The organism is Providencia sp. PROV175, from assembly GCF_032707045.1.
Classification (GTDB): Bacteria; Pseudomonadota; Gammaproteobacteria; order Enterobacterales; family Enterobacteriaceae; genus Providencia; species Providencia hangzhouensis.
The window spans coordinates 2,774,315-2,796,120 of the sequence record NZ_CP120533.1 but is presented as its reverse complement, the minus strand read 5'-3'; the positions used below and the strand labels follow the sequence as shown (position 1 = coordinate 2,796,120).

At 41.5% G+C, this 21,806-nt stretch carries 24 protein-coding genes and 1 riboswitch; of the genes, 15 read left to right on the top strand and 9 right to left on the bottom strand.

Going from position 1 to position 21,806, the window contains the following annotated elements:
* Positions 1–2 precede the first annotated feature (2 nt).
* Positions 3–455, bottom strand: a complete 453-nt coding sequence (gene rpiB, locus P3L44_RS12665) for a ribose 5-phosphate isomerase B (RefSeq protein WP_102139242.1) — start codon at positions 453–455, stop codon at positions 3–5.
* Positions 456–778: 323 nt separating this feature from the next.
* Between rpiB and P3L44_RS12660 the strand changes: the two genes are divergently transcribed.
* The 6 genes from P3L44_RS12660 to crcB all read left to right on the top strand — a co-directional run bounded on the left by P3L44_RS12660 (position 779) and on the right by crcB (position 7,042).
* Entirely contained in the window at positions 779–1,891 is a 1,113-nt protein-coding gene (locus P3L44_RS12660; RefSeq protein WP_004910265.1) for an MDR/zinc-dependent alcohol dehydrogenase-like family protein, read from the top strand.
* Positions 1,892–2,020: 129 nt separating this feature from the next.
* Positions 2,021–3,292, top strand: coding sequence for an MFS transporter (locus P3L44_RS12655; RefSeq protein WP_004263544.1), 1,272 nt, complete (start codon positions 2,021–2,023; stop codon positions 3,290–3,292).
* An 11-nt stretch (positions 3,293–3,303) separates the two neighbouring features.
* On the top strand, positions 3,304–4,305 hold the full coding sequence (locus tag P3L44_RS12650) for a dihydroxyacetone kinase subunit DhaK (protein WP_140170651.1): 1,002 nt from the start codon (positions 3,304–3,306) through the stop codon (positions 4,303–4,305).
* 10 nt (positions 4,306–4,315) lie between these two features.
* Complete coding sequence (gene dhaL / locus P3L44_RS12645) at positions 4,316–4,969, top strand: dihydroxyacetone kinase subunit DhaL (protein WP_110591588.1); 654 nt, start codon at positions 4,316–4,318, stop codon at positions 4,967–4,969.
* A gap of 159 nt (positions 4,970–5,128) precedes the next feature.
* On the top strand, positions 5,129–6,091 hold the full coding sequence (locus P3L44_RS12640) for a sugar-binding transcriptional regulator (RefSeq protein WP_004910275.1): 963 nt from the start codon (positions 5,129–5,131) through the stop codon (positions 6,089–6,091).
* Positions 6,092–6,355: 264 nt separating this feature from the next.
* Positions 6,356–6,425, top strand: a riboswitch (Fluoride riboswitch).
* Positions 6,426–6,661: 236 nt separating this feature from the next.
* Positions 6,662–7,042: a fluoride efflux transporter CrcB gene (gene crcB, locus P3L44_RS12635; protein WP_004263566.1), complete on the top strand. Its 381-nt coding sequence runs from the start codon at positions 6,662–6,664 to the stop codon at positions 7,040–7,042.
* Position 7,043: 1 nt separating this feature from the next.
* Here crcB and P3L44_RS12630 read toward each other — a convergent pair whose 3' ends face one another.
* Positions 7,044–7,994, bottom strand: a complete 951-nt coding sequence (locus P3L44_RS12630; RefSeq protein ID WP_094961245.1) for a sugar-binding transcriptional regulator — start codon at positions 7,992–7,994, stop codon at positions 7,044–7,046.
* A 177-nt stretch (positions 7,995–8,171) separates the two neighbouring features.
* On the opposite strand from P3L44_RS12630, the gene dalD reads away from it, so the two are divergent.
* The 6 genes from dalD to P3L44_RS12600 all read left to right on the top strand — a co-directional run bounded on the left by dalD (position 8,172) and on the right by P3L44_RS12600 (position 16,764).
* The gene (gene dalD / locus P3L44_RS12625) at positions 8,172–9,560 is read left to right on the top strand and encodes a D-arabinitol 4-dehydrogenase (RefSeq protein WP_094961246.1); all 1,389 of its coding nucleotides are present in this window, start codon (positions 8,172–8,174) and stop codon (positions 9,558–9,560) included.
* Positions 9,561–9,571: 11 nt separating this feature from the next.
* A complete protein-coding gene (xylB, locus tag P3L44_RS12620) occupies positions 9,572–11,041 on the top strand; it encodes a xylulokinase (RefSeq protein WP_272661506.1) in 1,470 nt (489 codons plus the stop codon).
* 90 nt (positions 11,042–11,131) lie between these two features.
* Complete coding sequence (locus P3L44_RS12615; RefSeq protein WP_272661507.1) at positions 11,132–12,421, top strand: MFS transporter; 1,290 nt, start codon at positions 11,132–11,134, stop codon at positions 12,419–12,421.
* Between the two features lie 640 nt (positions 12,422–13,061).
* Positions 13,062–14,285, top strand: coding sequence for a hypothetical protein (locus P3L44_RS12610; protein ID WP_140170646.1), 1,224 nt, complete (start codon positions 13,062–13,064; stop codon positions 14,283–14,285).
* A gap of 6 nt (positions 14,286–14,291) precedes the next feature.
* Positions 14,292–15,527 carry a Zn-dependent hydrolase gene (locus P3L44_RS12605; RefSeq protein WP_140170645.1) on the top strand — a complete coding sequence of 412 codons (1,236 nt, stop codon included), beginning with the start codon at positions 14,292–14,294 and terminating at the stop codon, positions 15,525–15,527.
* 52 nt (positions 15,528–15,579) lie between these two features.
* Entirely contained in the window at positions 15,580–16,764 is a 1,185-nt protein-coding gene (locus tag P3L44_RS12600) for an amidohydrolase (protein WP_140170644.1), read from the top strand.
* Between the two features lie 130 nt (positions 16,765–16,894).
* On the opposite strand, the gene P3L44_RS12595 is transcribed toward P3L44_RS12600, so the two are convergent.
* Both P3L44_RS12595 and P3L44_RS12590 read right to left on the bottom strand, forming a co-directional pair.
* Positions 16,895–17,068, bottom strand: coding sequence for a DUF2526 family protein (locus P3L44_RS12595; protein ID WP_125890922.1), 174 nt, complete (start codon positions 17,066–17,068; stop codon positions 16,895–16,897).
* Between the two features lie 67 nt (positions 17,069–17,135).
* A complete protein-coding gene (locus tag P3L44_RS12590; protein WP_140170643.1) occupies positions 17,136–17,696 on the bottom strand; it encodes a helix-turn-helix domain-containing protein in 561 nt (186 codons plus the stop codon).
* A gap of 81 nt (positions 17,697–17,777) precedes the next feature.
* On the opposite strand from P3L44_RS12590, the gene P3L44_RS12585 reads away from it, so the two are divergent.
* Together P3L44_RS12585 and P3L44_RS12580 are read left to right on the top strand one after the other, a co-directional pair.
* Positions 17,778–18,443, top strand: a complete 666-nt coding sequence (locus P3L44_RS12585; protein ID WP_140170642.1) for an AzlC family ABC transporter permease — start codon at positions 17,778–17,780, stop codon at positions 18,441–18,443.
* Positions 18,444–18,446: 3 nt separating this feature from the next.
* A complete protein-coding gene (locus P3L44_RS12580) occupies positions 18,447–18,764 on the top strand; it encodes an AzlD domain-containing protein (protein WP_410480058.1) in 318 nt (105 codons plus the stop codon).
* Positions 18,765–18,940: 176 nt separating this feature from the next.
* Here P3L44_RS12580 and P3L44_RS12575 read toward each other — a convergent pair whose 3' ends face one another.
* A complete protein-coding gene (locus P3L44_RS12575; RefSeq protein WP_094961253.1) occupies positions 18,941–19,129 on the bottom strand; it encodes a YegP family protein in 189 nt (62 codons plus the stop codon).
* A gap of 182 nt (positions 19,130–19,311) precedes the next feature.
* Between P3L44_RS12575 and P3L44_RS12570 the strand changes: the two genes are divergently transcribed.
* The gene (locus P3L44_RS12570; protein WP_272661509.1) at positions 19,312–20,520 is read left to right on the top strand and encodes a tyrosine-type recombinase/integrase; all 1,209 of its coding nucleotides are present in this window, start codon (positions 19,312–19,314) and stop codon (positions 20,518–20,520) included.
* Here the strand turns inward: P3L44_RS12570 and P3L44_RS12565 are convergent.
* From P3L44_RS12565 to P3L44_RS12550, 4 genes are all read right to left on the bottom strand, one after another.
* The gene (locus P3L44_RS12565; protein WP_272661510.1) at positions 20,489–20,704 is read right to left on the bottom strand and encodes a hypothetical protein; all 216 of its coding nucleotides are present in this window, start codon (positions 20,702–20,704) and stop codon (positions 20,489–20,491) included. The genes P3L44_RS12570 and P3L44_RS12565 overlap by 32 nt on opposite strands.
* Positions 20,705–21,003: 299 nt before the next feature.
* On the bottom strand, positions 21,004–21,372 hold the full coding sequence (locus tag P3L44_RS12560) for a hypothetical protein (protein ID WP_096864894.1): 369 nt from the start codon (positions 21,370–21,372) through the stop codon (positions 21,004–21,006).
* Positions 21,372–21,572 (bottom strand): hypothetical protein, encoded by a 201-nt coding sequence (locus P3L44_RS12555; RefSeq protein ID WP_096864895.1) that lies wholly within the window; start codon positions 21,570–21,572, stop codon positions 21,372–21,374. Before P3L44_RS12555 ends, P3L44_RS12560 begins: the two co-directional genes overlap by 1 nt.
* 9 nt (positions 21,573–21,581) lie before the next feature.
* Entirely contained in the window at positions 21,582–21,755 is a 174-nt protein-coding gene (locus P3L44_RS12550; protein WP_232062890.1) for a hypothetical protein, read from the bottom strand.
* Positions 21,756–21,806: the final 51 nt, after the last annotated feature.

Sequence of the window (21,806 nt, the reverse complement as noted above, 5' to 3'; positions counted from 1 at the left end):
AACTAACGTTCCCCATTTTCATACTCACTGATTCGAGCCACTTTCGGCGCTGACCGTCCCCCTTCATAATGGGAAGCCAGCCATGTGTCGACAATGGTTTTAGCCAGTTCAGGGCCAATCACTCGTGCCCCAAAGGTAATAATTTGCGCGTCATTACTTTTCTGAGCTCGCTCAGCGGAGTATGTGTCATGGCACAGTGCTGCACGGATCCCTGTAACTTTATTGGCAACAATGGACATACCAATTCCGGTACCACAAATTAGAATACCGCGCTGGTGCTTACCTTGTACGATTGCAGTTGCAACCGCATGGGCAACATCAGGATACATTTCATCTGCAACCCCTGTATTTAAGCAGTAATCAGTCACTTCAATGTTTAATGCTGCTAAGTGAGCCTTAATCAAATCTTTCATTTCAAATGCAGCGTCATCTGCGCCAATAGCAATAGATAGCATGATAGAGATCCTTATCGTTGAACAAAAGTTCATTAGTCAATCAAATGTACTACTTAGAAAATAGGATCTTATGAACAAATAATCAATAGGCGAACATATGTTTTTATTTTTGTGATGATGAATTCTGTGATCTACAGCTTCAAATTTAATTTTTTTTGCCAAAAATGTAAAAAATAGGCGTTTCAAGACGATTTCATGAGAATTTTTGCACTGAATCACACTTTGACACTCTCACTATGGGCAAGGAGGAAGAAAAGAGGGTATGGTTAATTTGTATCTTCATTGAACTTATGTTCATTTTACAAACCGCCGAGGATAGAACTATGTGTGAACACTGTGATTCAAAAGCAACGATGAGCGCAGGCATTCCAGAAAAAATGAAAGCCGTGGTTGCTTATGCACCAAAAGACTACCGTTTAGAAACTGTCGATGTCCCTAAAATTAGTGAAGAAGAAATTTTGGTTCGCGTAGAAGCTTGTGGTATCTGCGCGGGTGATGTGAAGGCTTTTGAAGGTGCCCCTAGTTTTTGGGGTGATGCAGAACAGCCCGCTTATATCAAAGCGCCAATGATCCCAGGGCATGAATTTATTGGCCATGTTGTAGGCTTTGGCTCAAAAGTTGAAGGTTTTGCATTAGGTGACCGTGTTATTTCTGAGCAAATCGTACCTTGTTGGGAATGCCGCTTTTGTAAACGCGGTGAATACTGGATGTGTGAAAAACATGACTTGTATGGCTTCCAAAACAATGTGAATGGCGGTATGGCGCAATATATGAAGTTCACCAAAGAAGCCATCAACTACCATGTGCCTGTTGAGATGCCAATTGAAGACGCTATTTTAATTGAACCTTACGCCTGTTCTTTACATGCGGTGCAGCGTGCCAATGTCAAATTGGGTGATGTCGTCGTGCTTTCGGGGGCGGGAACATTAGGCCTAGGCATGATTGGAGCAATTAAAAAATCCGGTGCAGGCAAGTTAGTCGTTCTGGATTTATTTGATAAACGTCTTGAATTAGCAAAAGAATTTGGTGCTGATATCGTATTAAACCCTAAACGTGATGATGTCGACAAAATTGTCAAAGAGATGACTGAAGGTTATGGCTGTGACATTTACATTGAAGCGACTGGGGCCCCTAAATCGGTAGAGCAAGGTCTTAAGATGATCCGTAAATTAGGTACTTTTGTTGAGTTTTCTGTATTTAAAGACCCTGTGACCGTGGATTGGAGCATTATCAGTGACCGCAAAGAACTGGATTTATTAGGTTCTCACCTTGGCCCATATTGCTACCCGTTAGTGATTGAAGGCATTGGTAATGGTGATTTCCCAACTAAAGGGGTGGTGACGGATATCTTACCTTTAGATAAATTTGCGGAAGGTTTTTCGATGATGGCGAAAGGTGACCCGCACATTAAAGTGGTTCTCGACCCAAACCTGTAGTGCTGTAGTGGGTTGAAAAAAAGACGAAATTAAAAATATAACGATAAAAATTGGACCTGAATAAATGTCACCCTACCAAGGCTTGTTATTCAGGTCCTAACCCAGCGAACAAGCACTGAGGTCAACAATATGATAATCAATAAACTGTCTAAAGTAACGGGGTTTTCACCAAAGTTACTACTTGGCTATTTTGGCGTCCTGATCTTTATGATGGGGGAAGGGCTTGAACAAGGCTGGTTGTCGCCTTTTATTATTAGCCGTGGAATGAGTATTGAAGAGTCTTCATTACTGTTTAGTGTGTATGGTTTTTTTGCTGCTGTCGCCGCGTGGTTATCCGGTGTGTTGGCTGAAATTTATACTGCTCGTCGTGTGATGATTTTTGGTTTTGTGATGTTTGTGATTGGCTCGGTTATTTTCTTATCTGTTGGTTTACCGAGTAACAGCCTGTCTATCATGATCCCAACCTATGCGTTGCGTGGTTTTGGTTATCCAATGTTTGCCTACGGCTTCTTAGTTTGGGTGGCCTATGAGGCGCCAATTAAAAAATTGGGCTCTGCTGTCGGGATCTTCTGGTTTGTTTATAGTGGCGGACTCGGTGTTTTAGGGGTGATGTATTCGAGTTATGCGCTGCCAATTTTAGGTGAAATGGCAACGTTATGGAGTGGACTAATTTTTGTCACTATCGGGGCATTTATTGCTATCGCGCTTAACCGCAACAAAGCGGGAGATACACCGGACTCACCGAAAGAAAAAGTTTCACTTAGCTATGTGTTTAAAGGGATCACGATTGCGTTTGAAAACCCAAAAATTGGTTTAGGTGGCATTGTTCGTACTATTAATACCTCTGCAGCGTATGGTTTTGTGATCTTCATGCCAATGTTTCTTGCCGACTTTGGTTTTTCCCGCACAGAATGGTTACATATCTACGCAGCACTTTGGACAGTAAACATCGCTTTTAACCTGATCTTTGGTGTTGTCAGTGACCGTATCGGTTGGCGCAATATTGTGATTTGGTTTGGTTGTGTCGGCTGTATGGTTTGTACCTTAATGTTTTATTACGTGCCTTATTATTTTGGGCACAATTATACCCTGATGATGATAGCCGCTGGCTTATTTGGTGCATGCCTCGCTGGATACGTACCACTTTCAGCCATCATGCCGAGTTTAGCGCCTGAAAATAAAGGTGCAGCAATGTCAGTCCTTAATTTAGGGGCAGGGTTAAGTACTTTTGTCGGTCCTGCATTAGTTGGGCTCTTTATTAGTAGTGTAGGTGCTTTTGGCGTGATTTGGATTTTCTCGGGGCTCTATTTATTTAGTGCGATATTGATGAAATTTATTACTGTGCCGGCGGAATTACTTGAAAAGTCGGCAGAGATGCAGCTAACACCAGAAAATAAGTAAATGAGGGAATTATGAACAGAATCATTAATGAACCTGATCTTGTTGTTGAAGATGCCATTCAAGGCTATTTGAAAGCGCACCCTGAATATTTTGCGCAGACTGATAATGCACGCGTATTAAAATACCCAAAAGCACCAATACAAGGGAAAGTGGGCATTGTTACTGGTGGTGGCTCCGGCCATGAACCTGCATTTTTAGGCTATGTGGGCGAAAACATGTTAGATGCGGTGGCAATTGGTGAAATTTTCTCCTCGCCAACCGCTGGGGCATTTTTAGATGCGTTCAAAGCCGCAGACAGTGGGGCGGGCGTTGCTTGTTTATATGGTAATTATGCAGGCGATAACATGAACGTCAAAATGGCGATGAAAAAAGCTGAAAAAGCGGGTATGAAAGTTAAAACCGTGGTTGCTACCGATGACGTCGCTTCAGCCCCTGCGAGCGAGAAAGAAAAGCGCCGTGGTGTCGCGGGTGAAATACTCATGTGGAAAGTGGGTTCTGCCGCAGCAAGTAAAGGCTATGATTTAGACGGCGTGATTAATGCGGCACAAAAAGCGATTAATAACTGCCATTCTATTGGTGTTGGGCTAACGTCTTGTACCATCCCAGCGGTGGGTCATCCAAATTTTCATATTGAAGACGGGATGATGGAGCTCGGTATTGGCCACCATGGTGAGCCAGGCATTGAAATCATGCCAATCCAGTCTGCAGCGCAAATGGCACAAACTATGTTAACGCCAATCTTAGATGATATGCAGGCAAAACAAGGTGATGAAGTCGTCGTATTGGTTTCAGGATTAGGTGCCACACCCGTAATGGAATTGTATATCTATTATGCAGAGGTTGAAAAACAACTCAGCGAAAAAGGCGTGCGTATTGTTCGTAACTATGTTGGTAACTATTTTACGTCATTAGAAATGATGGGAGTAACACTGACATTAATGAAAGTGGATGATGAATTGAAAACATTGATGGATGTTCCTGCGTATTCATTGGGTTTAACACAGGTCAAATAAGGAGACAACTATGCAAGTTATTTCAACGGGCAACGGTAAGGAAATTACCCTTGATTTAGTGAACATTATTGTTTCTAACCGTGAATATCTAAGCGAAATTGATGGTGCAATAGGGGATGGAGACCATGGCATCAATATGGCGAAAGGCTTCAATTTATGTGCGAAAGCAATTGCAGACCGTGAATTATCACTCAGTGAAGGCTTTGAAGAGATTTCTGATGCCTTGATGGAAGGTATTGGCGGTTCAATGGGGCCACTTTATGGCAGTTTCTTTATGGGAATGTCAGACAGCATTTCAGGGAAAAATGAGTTATCGCAACAAGATTTTCTTGCTATGTTGAAAAATGGGCTATCCGAACTGCAAGACATCAGTAGTGCAACAGTGGGTGACAAGTGCCTAATGGATACATTGATCCCTGCGGTTAATGCCTTTGAAGAGGCAACAAAAGCAGGAAAAAACTTTAAACAAGCGCTTGATGTGATGCAGGCCGCTGCAGTTGCAGGTCGTGATTCCACGGTAGATTTAGTGGCTAAAATTGGCCGTGCAAGCCGCCTTGGTGAGCGTTCAAGAGGCGTATTAGATGCAGGCGCGACTTCTTGTTGCTTATTATTATGCCAATTAGCGCAAAGTGTTGAAAAACAGAGCGCATTAACCAATGCATAATTGTTTTATATAACTCTTTTCGTGGATATATAGTCAAAAACCATTGCTATATATCCATTCTCTTTTATAACTCACTTATTAATTGCCACTAGAAACGCTATACTAAAACCTTATCATCCTTGTTGCGATTAACACCAATAAAGAGGAAACCACTATCTTATGGATAGATCACAAACATCTTCCGAAATCGAGCTACTGACTGAAATTGCGATAGCTTATTATCGCGATGAAATTACTCAGGAAGAGATCGCCAATAAGTTTGGTATATCGCGAATTAAGGTGGGGCGCTTACTTAAGCGAGCAAAAGAAGAAGGGATTGTTGAGATCAATGTTCGCTATCACCCTATTTTTAGCACTCAGCTAGAGCAACAGCTACTTTCTCGCTTCCCGATTTCCCGTGCGTTGATTGCCCTCGACCATCCCGATGAAGAAGAACAACGCTACCAAGTTGGCACATTAGTCGCTAATTATTTATCAACAACATTACGAGACAACATGATAGTCACGGTCGGCCAAGGCCGCAATGTTGCGGTAGTGGCTGATAGCGGTGGGGCAGTTCCTGAAAAAGATTGCCGTTTTATTTGCGGAATTGGCGGAACCCACCGGCCGGGAGATTCCATCAATGCGGACCATATCAGCCGCCGCTTAGCGAAGAAATTTGGTGGAACCAGTGAAACTTTATACGCGCCTGCCTATGTTGAAAATAATGAATTAAAACAATCATTTATGAAAAATGGCACCATTAAGGAAACGCTCGATCGCGCCCGTAAAGCGGATATAGCCCTAATTGGTATTGGCGATATGAATGAAGACAGCTATATGGTCAAACTAGGTTGGTTTACACCGCGTGAAATTGTTGATGCGAGTTTAAATCAAGGGGTAATTGGCGATATTGCCGGTTATGATTTTTTTAATGCGCAAGGGCAGCATGTTGATACAGTGATGAATGACAGAGTAATTGGCCTAAGCATAGATGAACTCAAGAAAATCCCTTGTGTAATAGCGATTGCTTCCGAATCCTCTAAGGCTATGGCCATTATGGGGGCACTGCGTACGGGAGCGATTGATATTATCGCAACGAGTGCGAGTAATGTGCGGACGATTTTGAAGATGTCCCAATAGCTCGTCATACTCCAAGCTGTAGCGTTGTTGACTACGTTCATTCGCATTAGTCACATACTTGTGTATGCTCCTAATGACTCATTTACTTGTCGCCTAGCGACAACTTGAATTATTTAGAGCTATTATTTGTCATACTTCAAGCTGTAGCGTTGTTGACGATACTCACTTATTCGTTTTCTGCTTAGTTATGACCCCTAACTATTTAGGGTATCTATTATAAAATAGGTTTGCATCACCTAATTAGTTGCCTTATTATTTTTATGTAAACCTTTGGGAGATGGCATTCCTCCTTATATAAAACCGCCCGTAGAGGGCTGATGATGCCTACGTTAACCTTTTCATTTGATGGGGTACGTAGGTATTATGTGCCCTAATTTAGGGCATAAATGATCTATACTCGTCATACTTCAAGTTACATGGGTGTTGACTGCATTGCGCTAGCCGAATTACATACTTGTGTATGCTCATCGGACTATCTTCGTTTGTCGCCTTCATGTAACTCGAATTATTTAGAGTATAACTGGGAGACTTTCCTTTCATTTATCCCGCCAGACATTAAAGGAAGTTTCTATGTATGCCTCATTATTTGCAATTGCGATTGGTTCAGTGCTTGGCGGATGGCTAAGATGGTTTGTTAGCCTAAGACTCAATCACCTTTACCCAAATATTCCCCTAGGTACCGTTGCGGTCAATTTGGTTGGCGGCTTTGTCATTGGTTTTGCCATTTCGTACTTTGCCAATGCAAATATTAGCCCTGCCTATAAATTATTCATTGTGACTGGCTTCTGCGGCGCATTTACCACCTTTTCGACCTTTTCACTAGAAGTGTTGGTGCTAATCCAAGAAGGTAAATTGGGTTTCGCTATTAGCACCATTGCTATCCACGTAATTGGTGCCTTAATATTTACCTTGCTTGGTATGTTATGCCATCATTGGCTGACACAGGGATAATTTATTTATTCGCTAATAAATGATGCGCAGTGGCTTCATCGGTCACTAAACCTGTTACCCAACCGCCATTCATAACGGCTTGAATGGCTTTTGTTTTGTGCACACCACCCGCAAATGCGATCACAGGTTTATTTGGGGAAGGGAACAGTGGGACACTGGTGTGTGTGTCATCCAAAGCCGTAGAAAGTCGCTCACCGTTAGCTTGAATAAAATGCCCCAATAGCTCTGCGGCGACACCTTTTTCTAACAACATTTCCAATTGTTCATCCGTGACGAAACCTTCAGAATTGAGTGGGCATCCTTTGCCGACTTCGCCAATACCAATAAAGGTAATATCTGCATTCAGGGCTTTTTCCGTGACTTCCTTATACACGCGATGTTGGCACCACATTGCTTTATCTTCTGGGCTATCAGCATAAAGTGGTGCAGGTAGAATATAGTGTCGGCATTGTAATTTTTCTGCAAAACGTAATGGAATATCATAGCGTGTTGCTGAGCTATCACGGGCAATAGCACCTATTAATGAAACACATTGGTGCTGGGAGGTTTCTAGGTAAGGAAGGGCATCAATAATACTGCGTAATGTTCTGCCTGAACCGATACCAATAACTTGAGGTTTATCGGGTTCGATTAATTGCTCCATGAGCTCAGCACCTGCCACTGAAATCATGTCGAGTGTCGCTTCTGTATCTAGTTGCCCTGACGGGACGACAAAGCAATGTGTTAGGTGATACTTTTGCTGGATTTCATTAGCGAGTCTTAAACACTCCGTAATCGGGTGCGTGATTTGCACCTGAACCATACCTTGTTCTTTTGCTAATGAAATAAGGCGTTGGGCGACTTGTCTTGATAGCCCAAGTTCATGCGCAATTTCCTGTTGTGTTTTGCCTGCCACAAAATATAGCCATGCCGCACGTGCAGCTTGTTCCATTTTTTTTAATTCTTTCTGCATGGGCATTCTCCTGCTGGTTTCGCTTATTGTAATTCTGGGCAATTGTTTATTAAAAGGGCAAAAGTCAATACTGTGAGCATTATCGCAGTAATTGTGATCAGATTGAAACTAAAATATAACAAACGGGCATATGCCCAAAAAAATAGCAATTATTTAATTTTAGGGTAAGGAGTCACAATGCTAAAGCAGAAATCAGTGTGGATGCACATCGGTGCTGGGTCATTTCATCGTGCTCACCAAGCGTGGTATTTGCACCGCTTGTGTCAACAAGGGGATGATAGTTGGTCAATTGCCTTAGGGAATATTCGCAATGATGCGAATGCATTGCTTGATAACTTAACCAAGCAAAATGGGGAATATACCCTTGAAACAGTTTCACCTGAAGGTGAGCGTCATTATGAAAAAATTACTTCAGTGCGCAAAGTATTGCATTGGGATGAGAATTTAAGCCAGTTAGTGGAACAAGGTTGTGATAAAGCAACACGTGTTATTGCTTTTACAGTCACAGAAGCGGGCTATTATTTAACCCCACAGCATGAGTTAGATGCAGAACAGCCAGACATTAAAGCGGATTTAACGGGCAAAATGAGCACGATATATGGTGCATTAACACAAATTTTACGTGCACGTTTAGCGGCTCATGGTGAACCTGTGACCTTGTTAAATTGTGATAATTTGCGCCACAATGGCGAACGCTTTAGACACGGCTTTTTATCGTTTTTACAATTAAAAGGTGAAACTGAGCTGTACCAATGGGTGAAAGAAAATACGCGTTCGCCGAATACCATGGTTGATAGGATCACGCCTCGCCCAACCCCAGATGTGGCTGAACGTGTAAAACAGCATACTGGTTGGGATGATAAAGCACCTGTTATGGGAGAGGCATTCATTCAGTGGGTGATTGAAGATGACTTTATTAATGGACGTCCTGCATTAGAAAATGTCGATGTAGAAATGGTTGAGTCCGTTTTACCTTGGGAAGAAGCGAAGATTCGTATTCTGAATGCAAGCCACAGTTGCATTGCTTGGGCAGGCACCTTAATCGGTTTGAGCTTTATTGATGAAAGCACCCGCCAATCTGCTATCAAACAAATGGCATGGAATTATGTGACACAAGATGTGATCCCGTCATTATCGCCGAGTCCTCTCGATTTAGAACAATACCGTGATGTGGTACTCGCACGCTTTAGTAATCCTTATATTCAGGATACTAACCAACGTGTAGCCGCAGATGGCTTATCAAAAATACCTGGTTTTATTACGCCAACACTCCAAGAATGCTATCAGCGTCAGCAGACTCCGGCTGCGACGGCTGTGCTGCCCGCTTTATTTTTCGTATTTTTACAGCGCTGGGCTCGTGGTGAATTACCTTATGAATATCAGGATGGTGTGTTGGATGTGGCACTATATCAAAAAATGATGAATAGCAGTGACGCATTGTCGCAATTTGTCTCAAGTGAAATGTTGTTCGGCTCACTCGCTCATTCTACTGAATTCCACGAATTGATGAGCAACACGGTTGAAAAAGTTGAAAATTGGCTCAAGTCACCTCAACAACCTCTGTAAGGAGAAAGGCGATGTACCTCGGAATTGACCTAGGCACTTCAGAACTTAAGGCCGTATTAATTAATGCTCAGGGCGAAATTGTTGCCTCAAGTCACATGGCATTAACAGTACAAAGGCCACATTCTCAGTGGGCAGAACAATCACCAGATAGTTGGTGGGAAGCCACTAACGCGGTTGCGGCTACCTTGCGCCAAAAAGCCCCAGAAGCATGGGCAGCGGTGAAAGCGATTGGTTTATCGGGCCAAATGCACGGCGCAGTATTATTAAACAGCGAACACCAAGTACTTCGTGACTGTATCTTATGGAATGACACCCGCAGTGCGAAGGAATGTGAATGGTTAATGGCAAATCACCCTGAGTTTCTAACGATTGGTGCTAATTTAGTGATGCCAGGTTTCACGGCGCCCAAGTTATTGTGGGTCGCACGCCATGAACCAGAAATATTCAAACAAGTTGCTAAGGTATTGCTTCCTAAAGATTATTTACGTTGGAAAATGACTGGTCAATTTACCAGTGATATGTCTGATGCATCGGGCACATTATGGCTAGATGTGGCTAAGCGTGATTGGTCTGATGAACTATTGGCTGCAACTAATTTAACTCGTGAACAAATGCCTTCTTTAGTTGAAGGCGCTGAAAAAAGCGGTGTGTTACGGGCGGATTTAGCTTCCCAATGGGGGCTTAGCGCCGATGTAATTATCGCTGGTGGAGGCGGTGATAATGCGGCTTCTGCTGTTGGTGTTGGTGCGGTTAATGACGGTGATGCTCTAATTTCTTTGGGCACCTCTGGCGTCATTTTTGTGGTTAATAATCAGCTACAAGCAGCACCACACCAAGGCGTCCATGCATTTGCTCATGCATTGCCAAATCGTTGGCACCAAATGAGTGTAATGTTAAGTGCTGCCAACTGTTTGCGTTGGCTTTGCCAGCTTCTTTCCACAACGGAAAACCAGCTAATGGAGGAAGTGGGGCAATTGACCGATGACGAGAAGAAGCAAGCGCCAGTATTTTTGCCTTACCTATCAGGGGAAAGAACACCCCATAATGACCCTTACGCAATGGGCTCATTCTTTGCGTTAAGAAATGAAACAACGCGTGCTCAGCTTGGTTATGCGGTGATTGAAGGAGTGACCTTCGCTCTGGCGGATGGCATGCAGGTTTTAACGCAAACGGGAACACAAATTAGCCGGTGTAGCTTAACGGGGGGAGGAGCACGTAGTCCTGTTTGGGCGCAGCTTATTGCTGATGTTATCGATATACCGATTGTGACTCACCCGGCGAGTTCGTCGGGGGCTTTAGGTGCGGCTCGTTTGGCATGGCTGGCGGACGGCGGTAATACAGAAACCGTGTGCCAAAAACCAGAAGTGCTGAGTACCTATTTACCACAAAAACAGTGCCAAACTTGGTTAAATCAACGGCTTGATGTTTTCCGTTTATTATACCAACAGCAAAAACAAGCAAGGGAATTATTGCCGCAGTAGGCGAGTGTGGCGGTGTTTCCCTACATATCACCGCCACGGTTATCTCTTCGCGATTGATTAAAATAACAAAATTACAATGAGGAAACTGCAATGGAACAGAAGCAGTATTGGCTTGGTCTACCTAAGCATTTGTTCTGGGGTTTTATTGCCATCGCTATCTTTATGAGTGGTGATGGCTTTGAAATGGCTTTTTTATCAAAACATATTACTGATTTAGGGTTTACACCGGCGCAATCCGCGATGGTATTTACTGTCTATGGTTTAATGGCAGCCGTTGCGGCGTGGGCATCTGGTGTTGTGGCTGAAATTATCACCCCCCTAAAAGCCATGATGATCGGGTTTATTCTCTGGATTGTCATGCATGCCTTATTTATGGCATTTGGTCTCGGTATGAAAAGCTATACCTTGATGCTGTTATTCTATGGTATTCGTGGACTGGCTTATCCATTGTTTATTTATTCATTTATGATGATGCTGGTGCAAGTCATCCCTCGAGCACATCTTGCTGCGGCTACGGGTTGGTTCTGGGCGATGTACTCGGTAGGCATTGGTGTTATCGGCAGTTATCTGCCTAGTTTTTCAATCCCAATGATGGGTGAAACAGGAACATTATGGATGGCCATCGGTTGGGTCGCTATTGGTGGCGCAATTGCTTATTTTAGCCTACGTAACATTCCAGTTGATCGCTCTAAAGTTAATTTACCCATGAAAGATAAAATGGCTGAATTATCGCGGGCTGCCACCATTTTATTTACCAACAAAGACATCTTTATGGCAAGTTTAATCCGCATTATCAACACTATTTCGTTGTTTGGTTTTGCAATCATCATGCCATTACTCTTTGTTGACCGCTTAGGATTCACCATCTCTGAATGGTTACAGATTTGGGCTGTTTTCTTCTTTGTCACTATTTTTACGAATATTTTTTGGGGAATTGTTGGTGAACACATTGGTTGGGTTCGCCAAGTTAGATGGTTTGGTTGCCTAGGTATGGCAGTATCTAGCCTGATGTTCTATTACTTACCGGTTTATTTTGGCCATAATTTTGCGATTGCGTTAATACCTGCGATTTTATTGGGGATCTTTGTGGCGGCTTTCGTGCCGATGACAGCCGTTTTCCCAAGTATTGAACCTCACCATAAAGGTGCTGCCGTCTCAATTTATAACCTTTCCGCGGGATTAAGTAATTTTGCCGCACCCGCAATAGCCAGTTTAGTATTACCTTTCTTTGATATTGTGGGCGTTGTTTGGGCATATACAGGTTTGTATATCTTTGCAGGAATACTGACATTCTTTATTAAAGTGCCACAACCTGGGTTTGAAAATAATCGCAAAATAAAACCAGCCAAGGTAGCGACTGAACAACAAACGAGTCATTAAATTATTTTATCTATTACTCATTACGCCCCGTAGGTAGTTAATTATCTATGGGGTTTTTCTTTATTTAAATAAACTTTATTGCCAAAACAAACTAAATTGGAGAGGAAGGGGTATCATCCTTTTCAACGGCAATATAAAGAGAAACGGTTTAAAAATAAAATAAAGTAGAATATTTTCTATAAATAGAAATATTGGTCATCTTTATAAGGCGATTTTTCGTCATATTGCGATAATTATTGAAAATACAGCCATGGACAATAGAATATAATTTCATAGATTAAAAAATCAACTACAGTTGATTTGTTTATAAAAAATAACTTAAATGACATAAAATATTAACTTCTAAACCTGCATTTAGAGAATATTAAGGGGCTTGGCCTCTTTCAATGTTATATCTGACTATTTAGTTCACTGCATAGCTTTATTCCAAGCTGTTTAAATCCGGTTTAACTCTCTATACATCTGAATTTTCGGTGTTATGATGAATTTTGTTGCAATTTTGTATGTTTGCAGCGAAATACTCTCTATATTGGTGTTTTGTTGTACCAATTAAAATTTATAATTCAATCTTAATTAAAATTAACAGTTTATAATATTAAAAAATAATCTAATAAAAAAAGATAAATGCGGGGAAAAAGTTATGTCACAGATGTTAGCTCTGTTTCTGATAGTTGGGATATTATATATAGGGGATGCGATAGCCGTTAGGACTAAGGCTTGGATCCCCTCTGTATTTGTATGCGCAGTGCTCTTTCTTTTAGGTTATTGGACTATTTTCCCGAAAGATATTGTGAGTATTGCCGGTATTCCTCAAGTAGTTGCGGTGACCTTGATGTATTTGTTAATTACAAATATGGGAACCTTATTATCGCTAAAAGAATTGTTGCGCCAATGGAAAACCATTCTTATCTCCTTAGCTGGGATTTTAGGTATCATTTTCTTAACCTTTATTATTGGGGTTGCCTTATTTGATTTAAACACGGTATTAGTTGCAGTTCCTCCGCTAGTTGGCGGTATTGTTTCTTCGTTAATTATGTCAAAAGGTGCAGCTGAGGCAGGTTTGGTTGACCTTTCGGTTTTCGCAATCTTAATTTACGTTATGCAGGGATTTGCGGGCTATCCATTAACAGCCATAATGTTAAAAAAAGAAGGACGCCGGGTTCTAGAGAAATATCGAAGTGGCCAATGGCAGGAAACTTTATCAGTTGAAGGCGCCAAAGAGGTTGAAGTGAAAACGGTGGTATCTGAAGATGAAATGCCACGTATGTTTAAAAAAATTCCTAATCACTATAACACCAGCTATTTTAAATTCTTGCGCTTAGCGGCGGTAGGGTATTTGGCTTATTTGGCGTCGTCCTTTGCTGCTCCTTATGTGAGTATTAGCCCATTTGTATTGTGTTTATTATTTGGTGTTATTGCCTCTTCATTAGGTTTCTTAGAAAGACAGCCGCTACAAAAAGCCAATGGCTTTGGGTTCGCAATTATGGCTTTAATGTTGTTTATCTTTGATACATTAAACCATGCGACCCCGGATATGTTATTACGCCTAGTTTATCCGATGGTGGTGTTAATTTGTGCTGCGGTTATTGGGATGTACCTTGCATCATGGGTCGTTGGTAAAATATTAGGTGTTACCAAAGAAATGGCGTTTGCCGTTGCGCTAACGGCATTATATGGTTTCCCAGCAGATTACATTATTACGAATGAAGCAATAAATGCATTAACGAAAGACGAAAAAGAACGCCAAGTATTAACTAGCCATATGTTAGGGCCGATGCTAGTTGGTGGCTTTATTTCTGTGACCATGGTGTCTGTCGTGCTAGCCGGTATCATGGTGGCTTATATTGTTCCAATTGCAGGGTAAAAAATAATGGAAACAAGTACTTCAAGAATTCAGCGCCATTTAGAACAGTTGGCAGAATACACCGCGACTCCGGGTCAGGGTACTACGCGGATGAGCTACAGCGAACAAGATAAACAAGCTCGTGCTTATCTCAAACAAGAAATGGCTGCGCTAGGCTTGCAAGTCCGTGAAGATGCGATTGGCAATATCTATGGGCGTTTAGAAGGCCTGCAAGCTGATTTGCCTGTGGTGATTGTGGGTTCTCATTTTGACTCTGTTCCTCATGGCGGGGCATTTGATGGCCCGGCAGGGATTGTTACAGGTTTGGATGTCGTAGCGCGTATTAGTGAACAAAACTTAACTCCGAAATATCCCTTAGAAGTCATTGCCTTGGTTGAAGAGGAAGGGACCAGTTTTGGCCGGGGCTTGATGGCTTCAAGTGTGATAACGGGTTTGATTGGTACAAAAGAATTATACCAACTCAAAGATAGGCAGGGTGTAAGTGCGGCGCAGCGTATGGCAGAGGCAGGGTTTAATGCTGATCATGCATCACAAGCTGTGCTCGACCCTAAAAAGGTCAAAGCATTTTTAGAATTACACATCGAACAAGGTCCGGTGTTAGAACAGGCAAGTGAAGATGTAGGGATCGTAGAAACTATCGTAGGTATCAGTCAGTTAGAGATTAAACTGACAGGTAAAGCAGGCCATGCAGGTACTACGCCGATGAATATGCGAGCCGATGCATTAGTGTGTGCAAGCCAAATTATTAGTCATATTCCTGAACTAGCAAAGGCGGCAGGGGATAATACGGTTGCGACTGTAGGCCGGTTATCAGTATTACCTAATGGGGCGAATGTCATCCCAAGCGAGGTCACTTTTAGCGTCGATATTCGCTCTAAAAATGACGTTGCGTTACGTAAAGTGATTGAACAAATAATCGAATTAACAGAACAGGTTAGCAATTCGTTAGCGATTTCAAGCGATATTGTTCAGCCGTTATATGTTCAGCCAACGGAGCTCAATAGTGATATTCATCAACTAATGCAACAACATGCCAGCGACCAAAACTTACGTTTTCGTTCAATGGTCAGTGGCGCGGGGCATGACACTATGATTTTTGCAGGTATAACTCAAACGGGACTGATATTTGTGCCAAGTCGTAATGGGTTAAGCCATCACCCAGATGAATGGACGGATTATGCACAAATTGCACGCGGGGCAGATGTGATGTTTGCTACTGTTAAATCATTAATAGAATGTTAATAAATTAGCTAGATAAAGTATCTGGCTGTGTAATAGGGTAAAAGGTAGAAAAATGATCAACAAAACAATTGCAGCTGCAATCAAAAAACATACACCTGAAATGATTGCTTTTCGTCGTGATCTACACGCTCACCCTGAACTACCGTTTGAAGAAATACGCACGACAAAACGTATTGCTGAAGAATTAGACAAAATTGGAATAGAGTATCGATTAACTGAGCCTACAGGTGTCATTGCTGAAATTAAAGGCGGTAAGCCAGGTAAAACGGTTGCTCTACGTGCAGATATCGATGCTTTACCCGTTTTAGAGTTAAATGATTCATTAGAATATAAATCAACAATTGAAGGAAAAATGCATGCTTGTGGCCATGATGCTCACACCGCAATGCTATTAACCGCAGCCAAAGCGCTATATGAGGTGCGTGAAGAATTAGCGGGTAATGTACGTTTAATTTTCCAACCTGCTGAAGAGATTGCTCAAGGCGCATTAGCTATGATCAAGCAAGGTGCAATCGAAAATGTCGATAACGTTTTTGGCATGCATATTTGGACAACCACACCATCTGGAAAAGTGTCTTGCAATGTGGGCGGGTCTTTCGCATCTGCGGACTTACTGAAAGTCACTTTTAAAGGACGGGGTGGCCATGGTTCAATGCCAGAGGCCACCATTGACGCTGCGGTTGTTGCGTCTGCATTTGTTATGAATTTACAAGCGATAGTTTCCCGAGAAACGTCTTCTTTAGACTCAGCGGTGGTCACGATAGGTAAAATGGATGTCGGGACTCGCTTTAATGTCATCGCTGAAAATGCGGTGTTAGATGGCACGGTACGTTGTTTTGATATTGAAACTCGTAACCGCATCGAAGCGGCTATCCGTCGTTATGCGGACCATACGGCGGCTATTTATGGGGCGACGGCACACGTTGATTATATCTATGGGACATTACCAGTTATCAATGAAGAGCGGAGCGCGTTACTGGCTCAATCAGTCATTTCACAAGCTTTTGGTGAGCAAGCGCTGATTAATGAAAGACCGACACCGGGCGGTGAAGATTTCAGCTTCTACATTGAAAATATCCCAGGATGCTTTGCTTTACTAGGCACAGGAAATGCCGAAAAGGACACTCAATGGGCACATCATCATGGCTGCTTTAATATTGATGAAGACACGATGGCGACAGGTGCTGAGCTTCATGCTCAGTATGCATGGAGCTATTTACAGCAACAGGAGTTTTAATTGAGCCTGTTAATGCTATTAGGGTTAGTTGTTTTACCAATACCAGGATTACCACTAACCCTACTGCCGATTTATTTTGGTTATTAAGATAAGTTAAGAGCGCGAATAGCGGCGAGTTGTGTGGCCGCTATTAATTATGATGAATAAAAATAGCGTCTCTTAAACGTTGTTGTTGTTCAAATCGTTGTTCTTGGTTGATTTGCGGATCATGGGATAGCTGCATTAGCATTTCATTCATATTATGAACTGAGTTTTCATCAATCAATCGATTTACTTTTTCAACAATTTCATCATAGTAGGACATCACACAGGCTCCAATTAATATTCACTACAGCTATCATAACGCAAAATCTATTGGGGTAGATAGGTGGTTAATTCTGTTTATCGATCACCATAACCGCCATCGTATTCGGTTCTAAGGCTCGCATTATATGGGGCTCATCTCCGGGGTAGTGAATATAGTCACCGACTTGTAATTCAACAGGGTTATCCAATGGGCCGACTAACGCTCTGCCAGACATAATAATGATGTGCTCGCTAACGCCACGCATATGAGGCTCTGAAATACGGTCTCGCCCGGGCTGGGCCACCACAGTGTAAATATCGCGTCGCGAATCAGCAGGGGCAGACGAGAGCAAAAAGGCCAAATAATTTGCGTGCTCAGCACTAACAGGTATTGCCTCCCCATGGCGGATCACTGTGATAGTTTCTTGTTTATCTTCAATTAATCGTGCGAAAGGAATATCTAACGCCACACAAAGTGCCCATAAGGTTTCAATACTTGGATTACCACTACCCGATTCCAATTGAGAAAGTGTCGATTTAGCGATACCTGCTTTGCGAGATAGTTCTGATAGGGATAGCCCGCTTTTTTGTCTTTCACGAACAAGGGCTTTCGAAATCAACTCAATGGGAGGAGAAGGTAGATTCAATTTTCATTTCCTATTTAGATTGCACTTTACACTACATATCGACATAATGAACGAATGTATTATATATCGAACGGTCTAGGAATGCTAACGTCAATAAGCTCAACATTAAATCATAGCACAGTGAAAAACATAGCTCTTGTCTGTTTTGCTGACTTAATTGTCGGCATTTCTTATGGCGCATTGGCGCTTTCACAAGGATTTGACTGGTGGGTACCACTCACTTTATCTATTTTAGTGCTCGCAGGGGCGTCTGAGTTTTTGTTTATCGGTGTTATTTTTGCAGGAGGTAGCCCGCTTTCTGCTGCACTTGCAGGGTTATTAGTGAATTCACGACATATTCCTTTTAGCTTTGCGACCAGTGATTTAACGGGTAAGGGAGCAAAGTCATTACTGGGCTTTCACATCATGAATGATGAGAGCGTTGTATTTGGTTTAGCTCAAGAAACTGAATCAGAAAAACGTGCGGCTTTTTGGTTGTGTGGAATAGGTATTTTACTGTGTTGGCCAATAGGTGTCGTAATAGGTGAGGTATTGGGTAGCTTTATCAGTGATACACATATATATGGGATGGATGCGATGTTTCCTGCGATTATTTTAGCGCTTTCCTTGCCTGCACTCTCAGATAAACGCGTGCGGTTAACTGCAATAATTGGTGCGGTCATCGCGGTTGCAACTACACCGATATTGCCTGCAGGGATCCCTGTATTACTCGCACTATTGAGCTTGGTTATTTATATAAGGAAATAAATGATGACAAATAACCCATGGTTAATTATTAGCGGTATCTTACTGCTGGCGGTTGGTACTTATTTAATGCGAGCATCAGGGGCTTTGCTGCGCGGTCGAGTAGTCCTTTCGGAGAATAGCAAAGTATTATTTTCAGCAGCAGCTATTGTTATTTTATTCTCGGTTGCGGCCACATCTACGTTATTTTCCGGTGATGAAGTTTCTGATTGGCCTAAAATTGTAGGGGTGCTAGTGGCAGGGATACTGACGTGGTTTAAAAAGCCATTTATTATCATTGTCTTGTCAGCTGCGATTGTGACTGCGTTACTTAGGTTAATTTGAGACTAACTTGAGGTTAATCTGAGCTATTTAACCTGAAGAGAGGTTACTATGAACAATGGACTGAACCGCCGCTAATTTGAATCGTGCTGATTTATGTAAGCTTTATAACCAACAGATAAAATAGCCAACAGATAAAAAAAGTAGCCCCGACTTGAAAGGAGTGGGGCCACTGAAATTTACTCAGTTAGATCTTTTATTGTTTCAGAAGAGCCATTTTTTTGGACAGAGGCAATCCCTTTAAGCGCAGATTGCTTCGATGCATACATTTCACTTTTAGCAATCACTTCGTGATTTGCTGCTTTTAAAACGAAATAGTAAGGCTGAGCAACGTCTTTAGTGGATTTTTTTAATTCATAATAATACATAGTAGTCACTAAGTATCACTCTTAGTCACTGGTTGATGTTTTTATCTTTAATAATCATTATGTTATTTCTGATTTCTTGTGTTTTCATATCAGCGACTGTCATAAGTAGTCACTTGCAATCATAAATATTATGTACATAATCGTGTACATAATTTGTGGGGTATTACATTTAAGGAAATATAATGGCGCTAACAGATTCATGGCTCAGATCGACAAACGGGAAGCCACAAGAAAAAATGATGACAAAATCTGATCGTGACGGGCTATCAGTAAGAGTAACGCCAAAAGGTAAAATTATCTTCCAGTTTCGCTATCGATGGGACGGGAAAGGGCAGAGGATTGATATAGGAAGTTATCCGGCCACATCGCTAAAAGACGCAAGAGAGTCTGCGTTAATTTATAAAGGGGAGCTTGAACAAAATAGAAACCCAAGAGTAGTTAAAGCAATAAAAAAAAGCGATGCAATAACCGCTCACACAGTGAGATCAATTATTTCTCTTTGGTACGAAAAGTTTCTTAAATCGGCACAGATAAAAGCTGATGAAATTCACCGTTCATTTGAATTACATGTATACCCCAAAATTGGTGACTTACCACATGACGAAGTAAACTTACAAACATGGCTTAGCTTGCTTGAGGATATAACGGAAAAAACCCCCTCAATTGCTGTAGTTATTTTGAATAATGCCAAAAAGGCTCATTTTTGGGGGTATAGCAGAGGAGTAATCAAAAATAGACCTCTTGATGGCATGACTTCTTCATCTTTGGGAGTAAAGCAAAGTATAGGTGAGCGTACTTTAACAGATGAAGAGTTAATCCTATTATTTAAATTTATTGATCAAAAAAACTATAACCCAAGAAATGAAATTTTATTAAAACTATGCTTATTATTTGGAAACCGTGTAGGTGAACTATTAAAGGCTAAAAAAACTGACTTTGATTTGGAAAACAATATATGGACCGTCCCACCTGAAAACCACAAGCGTGGCAGACGCTCAGGTCGACCTTTAATTAGAGCTATTATACCGGCAGCTAAAGAATTAATTGAAAGAGCTATGGATATAAGTAGAGGAGAGTATTTGTTTACTATATCCACCGGAAGAAAAATGAAAGATGGGGGGCATGGGCGAATCGTTGAGGTTATGAATGTAAGAATGTCAAAGTGCATTGATAATTATAAAACATGGTCAATCCATGACCTACGCAGGACAATGAGAACTGGGATATCAGAACTTACAGATCCTCATGTTGCTGAGATAATGGTTGGCCATAAATTACCGGGTGTTTGGCAAACCTATGATAAATTCACATATTTAAAACAGCAACATGAGGCATATGAAAAGTGGTGGGATAAGGTACTTAAAATTGTTTACCATTCTCCCAATCAATAATATCCTGCATTAACCAGCTTAACTGGCCGGCTCTAAACCTTGGTTTCGGGAAGCCTTCACGCCTTTGCTTCCCATTTCCTGCCCATAAACGAATGGAATGAGGGGTTAATCCGTATCTACTAGCTAGCTCATCTGTTTTTATATAAACATGTTCTTTTTTAGTACTCTTGTCTTCACTTATCATAATTACCTCCACATATCTGCCGCATACAGATTTAAAAATTAAATATCGTCGTTAACTGGTTTAATTAAATGCTGGTGGATAATGCTCACCATTAAGTGTTTATATTTCATTGTTAGTCCTTATCTACGGGGTGTATATTAAAATTTCAGTTATTTGATTTAGTAACTTGTGCCAAGGAGGCTTAAATGAGACGTAATAGAGAGAAAACAACCTGGGTTGATGTGGCATCTTGTCTATTTAGGGGTATTAGCTGTCTCATTGGCGCCGTGGCTATAATCATGCTTTCTGTTTTGGTGCTCTTAGCACTGTTTTACGGATTGAAGTAAAAAATCAGCCCGAACATATAAGGTGTCAGTTGGGAACTCCCTGCTCGAACTCCAAGTTACATCGCCGCTATATAAATTAACTGGATATACAGGTTTATTTATCTCCTCTGGTTCAGGGTCAACCTGTAGCCATATTAATTCTGGTGCGGTAGGGCAATTAATGCTTTCTGGTAAGCTATTAATTAAACTCTCTCGTGATGCTTGCCAACTAATCCACATTAAATCTACATATTGGTCAGCGTAATTTGATCCGTTATTTGCACGTTTAAGTTTTAATTCAAATTCTGACGGGTCGCTAAGTGACTTTATTTCCGCTTCAAATTGCTGTCTTGATTTATCCATCACAACCCCTTTAGGCTCATGCCGTAGTTATCATTAATAACTCTCAATGCTTCTTTGTCATAGTCGTCAAAATTAGAACAGTCGATATTATCTAAACCTGACTCTTTTAAAATATCTGCTCCTGCTGTCGGTTGATCATGTAATTTTTGTAGTAAAACCACTGCATAAATAATCCCTTCTTGAAATTCTGTTAATTTCATCACTCCACCTTAATCTTCTGTCTTCACATACCAATCAACAAGATTATCAATTGCAGTATTGATATATCCTGATTGCTCTTCTTCGGTTAATTTATCCCATTCGTCCTCAGTAATACCCAGCCCACATTCAGAGTCAGAGCCAATCTTATTTGTCCTTGCAACTAAAACCATTTGCTTACTCATATTCATTCCTCTTATTGCATCTATTTAATCGATATGATTAAAATAATTCAT